The sequence below is a fragment of the Thalassospira sp. A40-3 genome (genome assembly GCF_015871485.1).
Taxonomy (GTDB): domain Bacteria; phylum Pseudomonadota; class Alphaproteobacteria; order Rhodospirillales; family Thalassospiraceae; genus Thalassospira; species Thalassospira tepidiphila.
The window spans coordinates 2262098-2275975 of the sequence record NZ_CP065428.1 but is presented as its reverse complement, the minus strand read 5'-3'; the positions used below and the strand labels follow the sequence as shown (position 1 = coordinate 2275975).

The following is a 13878-nucleotide window of genomic DNA, read 5'->3' as shown; positions in this document are numbered from 1 at the left end:
CCAAAGATGTAACCACGCGACAAGGAGTTATCGTGAAAGACGTCGTCAAAATCGGTGTGGCAGGCCTTGGTACGGTCGGTGCCGGAACCGTTAAACTGCTGAGTGAACATCGCGACCTTCTGACAGACCGTTCGGGTCGCCAGATTGTCGTCACAGCGGTATCGGCGCGTGATCGAACTCGCGATCGTGGTTTTTCGACCGAAGGCCTGACCTGGTATGATGATGCCCGTGATCTTGCCGCGGACAAGGAAATCGACATCCTTGTCGAACTGATCGGCGGATCAGATGGTATTGCCTATGACACCTGCAAGGCCGCCCTTGAAAATGGCAAGCACGTTGTGACCGCCAACAAGGCGCTGATTGCGCTTAAGGGGGCGGAACTTGCACGGATTGCCGATGCCAACAATGTCACCATCGCCTATGAGGCGGCGGTCGCTGGCGGTATTCCGGTGATCAAGGCATTGCGCGAAGGTCTGGCTGGTAACGAGATTTCGCGCGTGACCGGCATTTTGAACGGCACGTGCAACTATATCCTGACCACGATGCGTGAACAGGGCCGTGACTTTGCCGACGTTCTGGCAGAGGCACAGAAACTTGGCTATGCCGAAGCTGATCCGACCTTTGATGTCGATGGCATTGATGCCGCGCACAAGCTTGCGATCCTTGCAAGCCTCGCCTTTGGGGTCGAAGTCGATTTTGACGCAGTTGCGGTCGAAGGCATCCGAAGCGTTTCAGCGCTTGATATCCAGCTTGCCGAAGAACTTGGGTATCGCATCAAACTGCTTGGTATCGCCAAACAGACGGCCGAAGGCATCGAGCAGCGCGTATCCCCGGTGATGGTCGATCGTGCAACCCAGATTTCCAAGGTCGAGGGCGTGTTTAACGCGGTGGCCCTTGAAGGCGACTATGTCGGGCCAGTGGTCCTGCAGGGCCGCGGGGCGGGCGAACGTCCGACCGCATCGGCGGTGGTTGCCGATATCGTCGATATCGCGGCTGGTCGTGCGGCACCGGTGTTTGGCCTGCCGGCAGATCGCCTTAAGAAAAACGTGCGTGCGTCGCTCGAAAAGCATGTTGGTGCCTATTACCTGCGCCTGATGGTGTGGGACCGCCCCGGCGTTATGGCCGAGGTGACTGCAACCCTTGCCAAGCATGGGGTGTCGATGGCGTCCATGATCCAGCATGGCCGGGCCGAAACCGAAGGCGGTGTTGTACCGGTGGTTATCGTGGCACACGAAACGACTGAGTCCGCCATGTCGGGTGCGGTGAATGATATTGCAGCCTTTGAAAGCAATTCACAGCCGCCGGTTCTGATGCGGATTGAAAGCTTCGCATCTTAACAAAATGAACAACACATATTCGCCCCGTATCTGCCATGATGCGGGGCGATGTTGTATAGCTTGGACAGAAAACCGAGCATAAAAATAAAAAGACAACAATGAGATGGGGCCCCCAGACCCCACATCAGCAATACGAGGAAGAAGATATGGATCGAAATCTTGCGCTTGAAACGGTTCGCGTAACCGAGGCGGCAGCACTTGCGTGCTCTGGCCTGATGGGACGCGGCGACGAAAAGGCAGCCGATCAGGCCGCCGTGGACGCCATGCGCAATGCACTTAACAGCATGGATATCAAAGGCACGGTCGTGATTGGCGAAGGCGAACGCGACGAAGCCCCGATGCTGTTTATCGGCGAAGAAGTTGGCTCCGGCGAAGGCCCGGAAATCGATATCGCGCTTGATCCGCTTGAAGGTACGACCATTTGTGCGACCGGTGGCCCGAACTCTTTGGCCGTTGTTGCCATGGCCGAAAAGGGCGGGTTCCTCAATGCACCGGACACCTATATGGAAAAGATTGCCGTTGGCGGTGGTCTTCCGGATGATGTTGTTGATCTTGACGCCAGCCCGGCCGAAAACCTTAAAAGCCTTGCCAAGGCCAAGGGGTGTGACGTTGCTGATCTGGTTGTGTGTATTCTTGATCGTCCGCGCCATCAGGAAATCATTGCCAAGACCCGCGAAGCCGGTGCACGCATCATGCTCATCGGGGATGGCGACGTTGCCGGTGTGATCGCGACTTCGCAGAAAACCTCGGGCATTGATCTTTACATGGGTACCGGCGGCGCGCCGGAAGGTGTCCTGGCCGCAGCAGCCCTTCGTTGCATCGGTGGTCAGTTCCAGGGGCGTCTTGTTTTCCGCAACGATGATGAAATCGCGCGCGCGAAAAAATGGGGCATCGAAGACCTGACCCGTAAATACAAGCTGACCGAACTTGCCAAGGGCAACGTCATGTTTGCGGCAACCGGTGTGACCGATGGCGCGATGCTGCGCGGCGTGCGTCGCTTCGCCAATGGGGCCGAAACCGAAAGCATCGTGATGCGTTCGCAGTCTGGTACCGTGCGTTACGTCCGCGCCGTGCACGATTTCAGCCGGAAAATCTGGTACAAATAAGCGACCAGTTCTCAAATTTCGAAAAGGGAGTGCCTTGATGTAATTCTCGGCACTCCCTTTTTTCGTTTAATGGCTTGCAGGGGCAGGTGGACTGCGTTACATCCTCCGCCCCCTGTGACCAACACCAAATGCCGGAGCCTGCCTGATGTCGGAAATTATTGCCCTTGATTTCGGAACGACGAACTCTGTTCTTGCCGTGGCAGACAGTGCAGGAAACGTGCAATCCGCTACGTTCGAGGTCGGTACCAAAAGCTTCGATACCTATCGGACCATTCTGTATTTCTGGGAAGATCAGGATCTGAAGGCGCCGAATGCGCCGACCCACACCAAAAGCTGTTCCGGCCCGTTCGCGATTAAGGAATATCTTAAGGAAAGCCACGATTGCCGCCTGATCCAGTCGATGAAATCCTATCTGGCGGCCAAGGATTTTGAGGGGACGGATATATTCGGGACCAACTATTCTATCGAAGATCTGATTGGTACGTTCCTGACACAAATCCATCACTTCGCGCAACACAGCCTTGGCTGGCTGGGGCAGCGGGTGATTTCCGGGCGTCCGGTGGCGTTTGCTGGCAATAATCCGGACAATGACTTTGCCGAAATGCGTTTGCGTGCGGCCTATGAACAGGCCGGTTTTGATGTCGAGGCCATGGTGTTCGAGCCATTGGCGGCATCTTACTATTACGGCCGCGAACTGGATAAATCCGAAACCGTTCTGGTCGCCGACTTTGGCGGTGGTACCAGTGACTTTTCGCTGATCCGCTTTACGCCGGGATTGGGCATTCGCGGGGTGCAGCCGCTCTCGCACATCGGTCTTGGTGTTGCGGGTGACCGGTTTGATTATCGCATCATCCAGAAGGCCGTCTGGCCACGCCTTGGTTTTGGATCAGAATACAAATCGATGGGCGCGACCCTGCCGGTCCCGCGGCAATATTACACGGCGTTTTCACGCTGGCACGAACTGGCCATGATGAATCAGCCCAAAACCATCAATGAAATCAAAGGTCTGATCAGATCCGCGACCAAGCCCGACGATATCGAAGATCTGGTTGCCATTATCGAAGATGAAATGGGTTTCCACCTTTATCAGTCGGTGTCAAAGGCCAAGGCAGAGCTTTCTGAAAAAGACAGCACCATCTTGCAATTCGCCCACGGCGGGGTAGAGATCGAAGAAAAACTGACCCGTGCCGATTTCGAAGCCTCGATTGCACCGGACATGGCCGAGATCGAACTGGCCGCCAAAAACTGCCTTGATCAGGCCGGTGTCGATGCGCGTGATGTCTCAAAGGTCTTCATGACCGGCGGCACATCCTATGTCCCGGCCGTGCGCAAGCTGTTCGAAGACCGCTTTGGCAAGGACCGCATCGAGATCGGACAGCCGTTCCTGTCTGTTGCACATGGATTGGCGTTGATTGCAGCGGACGAAGGCATCGTCTGATCAGCAGGCGAAGTCGCCGCCGCATTGAACCGAAAGCAACACGATTGCGAGAATGAAAAGCCCGATGGCAAGGCCGCTTAGCCCATAAAGCCAGATCGATTTCGGGTGGCGTTTGAATATCCACGGAAGAATGCCGCCCATCAGGCAGAGCACCGGAAATGCCAGGACGCTGAAAAACAGGAACTGGGTGTAGACATTTTCATCTGATCCCGGTGCGTCAAACATCATTGGTGAAAACATCACCATTGGCATCGACATCAGGGCAGCAAGTACGGACAGGATGGTTAATCCGATCCTGAGACCTTTTTTGTGGGGCATTGCGCGTATCCGTTTTTGTTATTGCACCAGTTTGCACAGCTTTGCCGCGCAGGCAAATGGTGTGATGCAGCAAAATGTTTTTCACAATACGAAATCGATGCTTCTTTTTAAGCGTTGGGTTCAGACTTATCTTGAAAGCCAAAGGGCCGAACCTTGTTCGTGACAAAAGCCCGTTCTTGTATCCTGGGAGGATCATGATGAGTTCAGAAAGTGACGCACATGTGATTGAACGCCTGACCGGGCAGATCCTGCCTGCGATGGGGTTGTCTGCAACCAACGACACATCCGTTGATTTGTCGACATTGGCGGGCCGCACAGTTGTCTATGCCTATCCGCGCACGGCGGAGCCCGGGGTGCCGTCACCGGAAGGCTGGAATGAAATTCCCGGTGCCAAGGGCTGTACGCCGCAATCCTGTTCGTTCCGCGATCACGCCTCGGAATTGCGTGCGGTCGGGGTTAAAAACCTTTTCGGGCTTTCAAGCCAAACAACCGATTATCAAAAAGAAGCAGCCGAGCGCCTTCATCTGCCATTTGCTTTGCTGTCGGACGCTGATCATCGCTTCAAGGAAGCCATGGCGATGCCGGATTTTGAGGCCGATGGCATGCGCCTGTTCAAGCGGCTGACCATGGTCATTGATGATGGCAAGATCACCAAGGTGTTCTATCCCGTCGATGATCCCGCCGCAGACGCCGAGAACGTTTTGAAATGGTGCGGGGAAAACCCGGTCGGCTAGGGATTGCCAACTCTCGGCGCGGTTTGATCGATTGGTAAAATATCCGGTTTCAGACCGCCCGAGATTGCGCTATTCCATAGGGCATGACAGAGCATTCACAAGAAAAGACTTTTATGGGCATCGAGCGATCCGTCACCGGCAAATGGTGGCGTGAACGCGCAAATGACGAGCGGCTGGCAACCACGATTGCCCAGCGTTTTGGCGTGCCCGAAATTGTTGGCCGGGTAATGGCCGCGCGCGGCATTGACCTTGATGACGCCGAAAGTTTCCTGTCGCCGACACTGCGCGATTTGATGCCCGATCCATCCAGCTTGCAGGATATGGACAAAGCGGCCGCGCGCATCGCCGATGCGATTGAGGCGGGCGAGGGGATTGCCGTATTTGGCGATTATGACGTTGATGGCGCGACCAGTACGGCGTTGTTGAAACGGTTTTTCCGCGCCATTGGTGTTGATGTTCCTGTCCATATTCCCGATCGCATGAAAGAGGGCTATGGCCCAAATGCGCCAGCCCTTCTGGAGCTTCAGCGCAAGGGTGCCAAGCTGATCCTGACGGTTGATTGCGGGGTGACCGCCTATGCGCCTTTGCAAGAAGCCCGCGATGCCGGGATTGAGATCATTGTTGTCGACCACCACGCGGCAGAGCCGGAATTGCCGCCTGCCGTGGCGGTCGTGAACCCCAATCGACTGGATGATGAAAGCGGGCTTGGGCATCTCTGTGCGGCGGGTGTGGCGTTTTTGGTCTGTGTGGCGTTGTTGCGCGAATTGCGCAATCGTGGCTGGCTTGAAAAAAAGGGCATTCGCGCACCCGATTTGCGCAACTGGCTTGATCTGGTAGCGCTTGGTACGGTGTGTGATGTGGTGCCGTTGCGTGGATTGAACCGGGCGTTCGTGACCCAGGGCCTTAAGGTGATGAAGCACCGATCCAATGTCGGCATGACATCACTTGCCGATATTGCCGGCGTCAACGAAGTGCCCAGTGCCTATCACCTAGGTTATGTCCTTGGGCCGCGTGTGAATGCCGGTGGGCGCGTTGGCGAGAGTTTTCTGGGCACCACCCTGCTTTCGGGCGAGAACCCCGCAGAGGCGCAGGATATCGCCCGCAGGCTTGATGAATATAACCGCGAACGCAAGGCGATCGAGGATATCGTCCTTGATCAGGCCATCAGCGCGGTCGAGGGCAAGTCAAAGGTCGGCTCCATGGTGCTGGTCGGCGGCGATGACTGGCATCCCGGTGTGATAGGCATTGTCGCAAGCAGGCTTAAGGATCGCTATCACGTGCCGTCGCTTGTGATGGGCAAGGTTGATGGCGTTTATAAGGGATCTGCGCGATCCGTGCGGGGCATTGATCTGGGCGATGCGATCATTGCGGCGCGTCAGGCCGGGCTTCTGATCAATGGTGGCGGGCACCATATGGCGGCGGGCTTTACCCTTGATCCCGAAAAGCTTGAGGCGTTCGAGGCCTTCCTTGAGGAACGCTTTGCCAAGATTATTGCCGAAAATGACATTCGCCCGACGATCACGGTCGATGGGGCTCTTCATGCCAAGGGTGCGACACTTGAGCTTATCGACTCACTTGAAAAGCTTGGCCCGTTCGGTGCGGGCAATGCCGAGCCCAGATTTGCCTTTGTCGATTGCCGCGCGGTCAAGGCCGACGTTGTTGGGCAGGATCATGTGCGCTGTATCCTGACCGGGTCAAACGGGCAGGGGCGGCTTAAGGCGATTGCGTTCAGATGCCTTGATAATGATATGGGCCAGACCCTGATCAAACATGGTGGGCGCCCGTTGCATGTTCTGGGGCATTTGCGCCGCGATAGCTGGCAGGGGCGGGATGGTGTGCAGCTGATCATTGATGATGTGGCCTTGCCGGTCTAACGACGTGCCCCCGGGCAGGGCAGCTATGATGCTGCAAATGCTTGCCGTTATGGTTTGATCAGACTAATCCTGAAGGCACCATGACACAAAATTCGCGCCCCACACCCACCTCTGCGACGCCCAAGCATGGCCTCGGATCGTTTCTGATCGTTCTGATGCCCATCATGCTGGCCTTTTCGCTTAGCCAGTTTTTCCGTTCTGCCCAGGCGCTGCTTGCCGGGCCGCTTCGTGAACAGCTTGCCGTGACACCCGAACAGCTTGGCCTGATATCGGGCAGTTTCCATTTTGCCTTTGCCCTGATGCAGATCCCGGTCGGGGTGCTTCTGGACCGGTATGGGCCGCGCCTGACCAACGGGTTTCTGACTATGGTCACCGTGGTCGGTGTCTTTATCTTTGCCAATGCGCAAAGCGTGCTGGGCCTGATGGCAGGCCAGGCGGTGATTGGTGTTGGCTGTTCGGCGGCCTTCATGTCGGCACTGGTTCTGGCCGCGCGCTGGACCGCACCCGAAAAGTTCGCCGCCGCATCCGGTTTGATCGTTTCGTTCAGTTTGATGGGCGTTCTGGCCTCGGCAACGCCGCTTGCCACACTGGTCGAGGCCTATGGCTGGCGGGCGGTTTATTACGGCCTTGCCGGTATTGCGTTGATTGCGGTTGTGCTTGACTTCATTCTGGTCCGCGACAACCCGCCGGGCCATGCAACCCATGCCCAGCGCGGCGAAAGTGTCGGTGATGTCCTGCGCGGCATGGTGTCGGTCTGGTCAAACCGGCAGGTCTGGTTGCTTTCGGGCGTGGCGTTTTTCAGTTACCCGACGATCCTGACAGTGCGGGGCCTTTGGGGTGGGCCTTATTTGCATGATGTGTTTGATCTTGGCGCGGTCGAGGTCGGCAATATCCTTCTGGTGATGACGATTGGCATGATCATTGGTCCGCCGACCTATGGGCAACTGTCGCGCATGATGCCTGACAATACCCGTGGCCTGATCGTCTTTGCCGTGCTGGTGGGGGCGGTTGCCTGCTTGTTGCAGGCCTTTGTAGGGCCAATGGGGACGGGCATCGCCATGGTTTTGATGTTGTTGCACGGCTTCCTTGGCAGCAGTGCGACGCTTAATTACGCCGCATCGCGCAAGGCGGTGGCCGAACATCAGATTGGCCGGGCGCTGACCACGATCAATCTGGCGACCTTTGGCGGTTTGTTTGTCCTGCAAGGCATTGCCGGGCTGATTGTCGGCCATTATGAGGCCGACCCGGATACCGGTTACAAGGCGATGTTTGTCTTTTTGGGCTGCGGTCTTGCTGTGGCGGGGATCAGTTTCTGGATTGGAACCCGACGCCGCGGCCAATAAACCGTCTGGTTAAACAGTGTGCCAAGGTTTTTCAGTATTTGGTCGGGAATGGCATCATTTACGCCAAGGGATTAAAAAAAACGTCACAGGGGCGAAAAAGCCGCTTGACCTGACCCCACCCAATCGCTAAAAACCGGCCTCGTTAACGCGCTGCGTCCCCTTCGTCTAGAGGCCTAGGACACCGCCCTTTCACGGCGGCAACAGGGGTTCGAATCCCCTAGGGGACGCCACTCGTTAACATAGACTGACTTCGATTGGTGCGTATGTGTCCCCTTCGTCTAGAGGCCTAGGACACCGCCCTTTCACGGCGGCAACAGGGGTTCGAATCCCCTAGGGGACGCCACCAACCGAAAGTCACGACATTCGCACATAAATGCTTGTGCCTGTGTCCCCTTCGTCTAGAGGCCTAGGACACCGCCCTTTCACGGCGGCAACAGGGGTTCGAATCCCCTAGGGGACGCCATCTTTTCCAAATATAAATCAATATGTTGCGTTAGGATTCTCGCAAGCTATTTTGGCGGGCATTTTTTTATGTCCATTTTTAACTTCATTTCTCAGTCTTAGGATCATTAAGTATATCCTCGTTGCTTTTTAGTTCCTGAATTATCGCGTATCCTGCCTCTTTCTGCTTTTTCCTTTCGGCATTATGCAGGTTTTCCCATCTGCCGAGGGAGAGGCTGTTTAGAAGCGTTTGTGAAACTCGGTCTTTATGTACTGCTATGAACCATAGCTGCAGTGCTTGGAATTCGATTGGTGCGGTTTTAGCTAGCCTCAGGTAGTCTTCGACGCAGCTAAAAAGTAAAAAATCATTCTGAATATCAGAAAATCTTTTTCTCGCATCTTCATTGCGATCAATTTCATCTTTGTTGCGTCCGATGTGTTTAAAAGAATTTCGATATATATTTCGTGCTGCAAAGTATTCAACAAGGTCTAGGCTTGAGTTCGATTCTAGAACATCGGAGTGAAATGGTCGCTCTCCAGTTCGCTCGCATAAATCGGAAAGTAGCTCGCTAGCGGCGCCAGCAAGGGTATGAACAGATACCGGATCGTCATCTTTAAAGAATAAATTAGTCGCTGTAAGTAGCTGTTGGCGAGCGATAAACAGTAAGTCCAATTTGGGCCTCTAAAATCTAAACTTATGTTGACGAACAACTTTCTTTTTATGCTGCCGATAACGCCGTGTCAGGCTTTCGCGGAGTTGTTCCGCCGTCGGTCGGGGCAGGTCGATGACCGTGCGTGGGGTTTCAGGTGTGATTGCGTCCGATTGCGCGGCATCATCGGTGATGGCGGCAATATCCCCGGCAAACAAATCAACCGGATCGGCCATATCTGCGTCATAAAGGTCGGCGACCCCGACGCCAAGCAACCGATAGCGCGTGCCATCGATTTCCTTTTTAAGTAACGTCAGCGCAGCATCCAGAATGACGTCTTCACGCAATGTCGGATACGTCAGGCGCATATTGCGCGTGCGGAGCTTGAAATCCGATGATTTCAGCTTCAGGATCACGGTGTGACCTGCAATTTCCTTGCGCGCCAGATCGCTGGCAACCCGCGATGTCAGGCGGGTGGCGATCTCGGAAAGCTCGGACAGGCTTGCGATATCTTCGTTGAATGTGGTTTCCGAAGACAGACTTTTGCGTTCCGTGCTTTGCTCCACACGCCGGTTGTCTTCACCGCGGGAGAAGTAAAAAAAACGCTTGCCGATGCTGCCATATCGGCCCTGAAGGGTATGAATGTCCATTTCCTGCAGCTGCCCGATGGTTGTAACGCCATCTGCGTGCAGTTTGCGCTCCATCGCGGGGCCAACCCCCCACATCATGCGCACCGGCTTGTCGGCCAGGAAATCAAGCGCCTCACGCTGCCCGATCATGGAAAAGCCAAACGGCTTGTTAAGGTCGGATGAGATCTTGGCAAGGAACTTGTTATAGGAAAGCCCGATCGAGACCGTGATGCCGACTTCGCGCTTAATTGTGGTCTGAAGGTCGATCAGGCATTCTGCCGCTGATTTGCCATGGGTTTCCATGGCGTTGGTAAGGTCCATAAAGGCCTCGTCAATCGACAGCGGTTCGATATCGGGGGTGAGTGCGCGCATCATGTCGCGAATGCGATAGCCTTCGCGCTGATACTTTTTCATATCGGATTTCAAAAACACCGCGTCAGGGCAGAGTTCCCGTGCCTTGAAGGCCGGCATTGCAGACCGCACACCATATTTGCGCGCAACATAACAGCATGTCGCAACAACACCACGATGTCCGCCGCCAATAATAACGGGCTGATCGATCAATTCCGGCCGGTCACGCTTTTCAATCGAGGCATAAAAGGCATCGCAATCGAGATGACCAATCGAAAGCTCCGGCAGTTCCGGGTGGGCGATTGCGCGCTTGCAGGAACAGGCTGGGCAGGGCACATAAGACCCGCTACCGCTTTTGGGAAGCGGTCGGTCAAGATGCAGTCGCCATTTGTGATGGCAATCCGGGCACAGCGCGTACAACATGCTTATGTGTACTGCTTTTGTTCCTGTGTTGCCAAGGGGTGAATTGAAGGTGGTCACCGGTAGACCAAGGCTTCTGACCGGTTTGTCAGGAGGATGTCTGGCGGCGGTCGTTTATCGCGTCGGCTTGTCGTCGGTTGGCCTTGTCGGGGCAGATCTGACGGGCTTTTTGGCGTCGCGCTTGGCGCGGCGCTGCCGGGCGATCATGTTGTCGATATAGCGCCCCTGGAACAGGGTAATGCCAAGCGACTGGCCGAACTTGATTGCGGTGGGCGAATCACAACGGCACAGGATCACGCGTTCCCGGCCGGAGTTTTTCACCAGACTGTCCATTTCCGAGTATTTTTTGCGGATGACATTATCGGTCATCTCTTCGCGCCAGGCGACCTTGATGAAGTCTGCCTTAAGGCGTTTGCGATCAACAAAGGACAGGGCTTCGACCGTCAGGTTGTCGATCAGGATGCGATAGCCGCGTTCATGGAAATCGTCACGCACCCTGAGATAGGTTTCAAGGTTTGAAAACAGATCAACCTGATTAAGTTCAATGATCACGTTGCCCTGCCAGTTGCGGCGTACGGTTTCATCAAACTTGTCAAAATCCTTGGACGTCAGAGTGCCAAGGTTAAGGTTGATCGAGAACGAACTTGCATGCGTCTTGAACGTTCGCTTGCACAGGTAGTTCAGCATGCGTTTGTCAAGTGTCTCGGTCATGTGCTGGAACAGCCAGCGGTTTGACGCCAGATCAATATTGGGCATCAGCGCGTTGCGCAGATCGGTAATCGAGACAAAGAACTCGTCAAATACCGGATGCAGTTCCTTGGAACTGCCATGGGCAAAGACGCAGACCGGTTGCTGGCGAATATGTTCCGACAGATCGGCTGTATGAATGGTTTCCTCAAGTTCGCCGAGGTTTTCGGCCGTGATGGGGTTGAGGACGTTGTTGTCTTTTTCACGCTGGATGGCGCTGCGCATGTTCAGGCTTTTCTGAAGCTTTTTGGCGCGCTCATCAAGGTGCTGACACAGTAACAGGAATTCCTGGAACTCGGTATTAAGGTTGTACCAGGTGCAAAAACCGGTTTCTTCGCTGTCGTCTTGTGACAGCGGATCATCGCGGAACAGATAGCGCAGCGTATCTACAGCCGGTTCGACATCGGCAATCGATTTGTCTTTCCAGACAAAGATCAGATCATTGTTGCTCAGAACAAAGATACGGCCGACATAAAGTTTGACATAGCTTTCAAAGGTATTGGTCGCAACGCGGATATGATAATCGCGGCGATGGAACGGCTTTAAGCGCGACAGGTGAATATGTACAGCCCGGTGCCCGTATTTACGGGTCTCCAGCCGTTGGACATAATCCAGCAACAGGTATTCCTGAAGGGCCTGTTGGCCATATTGCTGCGGTTCAATCACGCCGAAACCCCTGAAAGAGAAAACGTTTTTTTTGAGTGCTTATTTGCCGGTTGAATACACCGAAGACCGAAGTCTGATCAAATCATAATGTTCTGAAGGTCTGGTTAATGGTTGAGACACTCACCTTAGCACTATTCCATGTATAGAAACTATACGTATGGCAGGACAAGTGTCGCGTCAAAAACAGTGATTAATTTGCTTTAACGAATTGTTGGCAAGCAGGGTGCAAAATCAAGGCTGTATGGGGGAAGTCCATGCCGGGTTTTGCTGGTATATGAACCGGCACTACAGCATGATTTCCAAAACGGGTTTTATGGAATAGGGGATTGGCGCCATGCAGGTATCCGCAAAGCGGACCGGGAACTGGCTGAAAATCGGCAAGGGTATTGCTGTGATCGGTATGGTTTCATGGGTGTCGGCCTGTGCGCCGCTGCTGGATCAGGATTTCTGGGACGAGGCGACGTCCTTTGCCGATGACAATTACACGGCATTGGGGCTGCAGCAGATGGCGACGGGGGACTATGCCTCTGCCGAGAAGCTTTTTGATGAAGCATTGCGCAAAAATCCGCAAGATGGCCACGCGATGCTGTGGCGTTCCGTTCTTTATCAAAATACAAACCGCCCGGACCGGGCCCGGGATGGGTATGATACGCTTATTGCGATGAATCCGGCTGGAACAGTTTTGATGACCACAGCGGCAGGAACCCAACCGCGCCCGTTGCGTGATGCCGCCGAATTCAATCTGTCGCGGCTTCAACGTGGTCTACCGGGGTCGCTGAGCATCAATGATCAAATCATCAGCGGGCCGTCGGGGCTTGGCAATGGTGCCGCGGCTGTGGCCGCCGGTCGTGACGCAAACGCGCCAATGACGGGCAACCCGGTTTCGTCGATGACCAGCGCGTCATCCAGGGCGATGGATGTTCCGGCCGGGGCAGCCCTGTCGGCAGGGGACGAGGCAATCGCCAAACGGTTTGCGATCTTGCGTAATCTGCAGTCCACCGGGCTTGTCACGCCCGAGGAATATTCTGCCCGCCGTTCCGCAAACCTCGGTGCGTTGCTTCCGATGAGCCAACCTGCACCATCGGCATTCTTGAATAACCCGCCGCCAGAAGGTGCGCAGGTCGAACAGCGCCTTGATCAGCTGAACCGTGCGCTTCAGATCGGGGCGATTACGGTGCAGGAACATGTTGCAGAACGCACCGCCATTCTCGATGCGTTGTTGCCAGCCCAGCCGCGTCAACGCGCAACCCCGCCGCCAGCCCCGCAAGGTCTGATGGATGCCGCACGCCAGATTGCCCGTATTGAAGACCTGCAACAGATGAAGCTGGTGACACCCGATGAGTTCAAGCGCGAACGTGACGCGATTGAAGCCGCCATTGTCGAACCGGCACAGGGCACTGCAATGACCCTTAATTCCGGGGAACCGGTCCGCCGGGTCGCCACGGGTGAAAGCCGCCCGGTCCAGGCGGCCGAGGAAATGGCAAGTGCACCTGCCGCAATGGCAAGTGGCTCCAAATCCGTCCATCTGGCATCCTATCGTAACGAAGCACAGGCAGAGCGCGGCTGGCAGATCCTGAGCAGCCGTTATGGCCAGCTTGCCTCGCTTCAACATGGCGTGACGCGCGCCAGCATTCCGGGCAAAGGCACCTATTATCGCCTGATGGCAACGGGGCTAAGCGATAGTGCGGCAAGTTCCCTGTGTGCGGAGCTGAAACGACGCGGCCAGTTCTGTGAGGTCAAGTAGCACTTCGGGTCCATGGACCTTATCTTAAAACAACAGCGACAACGCCGGTGGGATCAAAATGTTGCCACCGGCGTTGTTGT

General features: G+C 55.2%; 11 protein-coding genes and 3 tRNA genes. 10 read left to right on the top strand and 4 right to left on the bottom strand.

Features of this window, described 5'->3' with window-relative positions:
• The first annotated feature begins 32 nt into the window (after positions 1–32).
• The 3 genes from IT893_RS10365 to IT893_RS10355 all read left to right on the top strand — a co-directional run bounded on the left by IT893_RS10365 (position 33) and on the right by IT893_RS10355 (position 3881).
• Positions 33–1337, top strand: coding sequence for a homoserine dehydrogenase (locus tag IT893_RS10365; RefSeq protein ID WP_120225374.1), 1305 nt, complete (start codon positions 33–35; stop codon positions 1335–1337).
• Between the two features lie 146 nt (positions 1338–1483).
• Positions 1484–2443, top strand: a complete 960-nt coding sequence (gene glpX / locus IT893_RS10360) for a class II fructose-bisphosphatase (RefSeq protein ID WP_008890926.1) — start codon at positions 1484–1486, stop codon at positions 2441–2443.
• Positions 2444–2588: 145 nt separating this feature from the next.
• Positions 2589–3881: an Hsp70 family protein gene (locus IT893_RS10355; protein WP_197145115.1), complete on the top strand. Its 1293-nt coding sequence runs from the start codon at positions 2589–2591 to the stop codon at positions 3879–3881.
• On the opposite strand, the gene IT893_RS10350 is transcribed toward IT893_RS10355, so the two are convergent.
• Positions 3882–4199: a hypothetical protein gene (locus tag IT893_RS10350; protein WP_252723924.1), complete on the bottom strand. Its 318-nt coding sequence runs from the start codon at positions 4197–4199 to the stop codon at positions 3882–3884.
• 194 nt (positions 4200–4393) lie between these two features.
• Between IT893_RS10350 and IT893_RS10345 the strand changes: the two genes are divergently transcribed.
• From IT893_RS10345 to IT893_RS10320, 6 genes are all read left to right on the top strand, one after another.
• Entirely contained in the window at positions 4394–4933 is a 540-nt protein-coding gene (locus tag IT893_RS10345) for a peroxiredoxin (RefSeq protein ID WP_252723923.1), read from the top strand.
• A gap of 113 nt (positions 4934–5046) precedes the next feature.
• Positions 5047–6807, top strand: a complete 1761-nt coding sequence (gene recJ / locus IT893_RS10340) for a single-stranded-DNA-specific exonuclease RecJ (protein WP_197145114.1) — start codon at positions 5047–5049, stop codon at positions 6805–6807.
• Between the two features lie 80 nt (positions 6808–6887).
• Positions 6888–8150 (top strand): MFS transporter, encoded by a 1263-nt coding sequence (locus IT893_RS10335; RefSeq protein ID WP_197145113.1) that lies wholly within the window; start codon positions 6888–6890, stop codon positions 8148–8150.
• 154 nt (positions 8151–8304) lie between these two features.
• Positions 8305–8380 (top strand) — tRNA-Glu (locus IT893_RS10330).
• A gap of 37 nt (positions 8381–8417) precedes the next feature.
• Positions 8418–8493 (top strand) — tRNA-Glu (locus tag IT893_RS10325).
• Positions 8494–8537: 44 nt separating this feature from the next.
• A tRNA-Glu gene (locus IT893_RS10320) sits at positions 8538–8613 on the top strand.
• Positions 8614–8697: 84 nt separating this feature from the next.
• On the opposite strand, the gene IT893_RS10315 is transcribed toward IT893_RS10320, so the two are convergent.
• The 3 genes from IT893_RS10315 to IT893_RS10305 all read right to left on the bottom strand — a co-directional run bounded on the left by IT893_RS10315 (position 8698) and on the right by IT893_RS10305 (position 12054).
• Positions 8698–9264 carry a hypothetical protein gene (locus IT893_RS10315; RefSeq protein WP_197145112.1) on the bottom strand — a complete coding sequence of 189 codons (567 nt, stop codon included), beginning with the start codon at positions 9262–9264 and terminating at the stop codon, positions 8698–8700.
• A 9-nt stretch (positions 9265–9273) separates the two neighbouring features.
• Entirely contained in the window at positions 9274–10644 is a 1371-nt protein-coding gene (locus IT893_RS10310; protein ID WP_197145111.1) for a DNA polymerase IV, read from the bottom strand.
• 111 nt (positions 10645–10755) lie between these two features.
• Positions 10756–12054, bottom strand: coding sequence for an EAL domain-containing protein (locus IT893_RS10305; RefSeq protein WP_197145110.1), 1299 nt, complete (start codon positions 12052–12054; stop codon positions 10756–10758).
• Positions 12055–12388: 334 nt separating this feature from the next.
• Here IT893_RS10305 and IT893_RS10300 point away from each other — a divergent pair, with 334 nt between their 5' ends.
• Positions 12389–13798, top strand: coding sequence for an SPOR domain-containing protein (locus IT893_RS10300; protein ID WP_197145109.1), 1410 nt, complete (start codon positions 12389–12391; stop codon positions 13796–13798).
• The last annotated feature ends 80 nt before the right edge of the window (positions 13799–13878 follow it).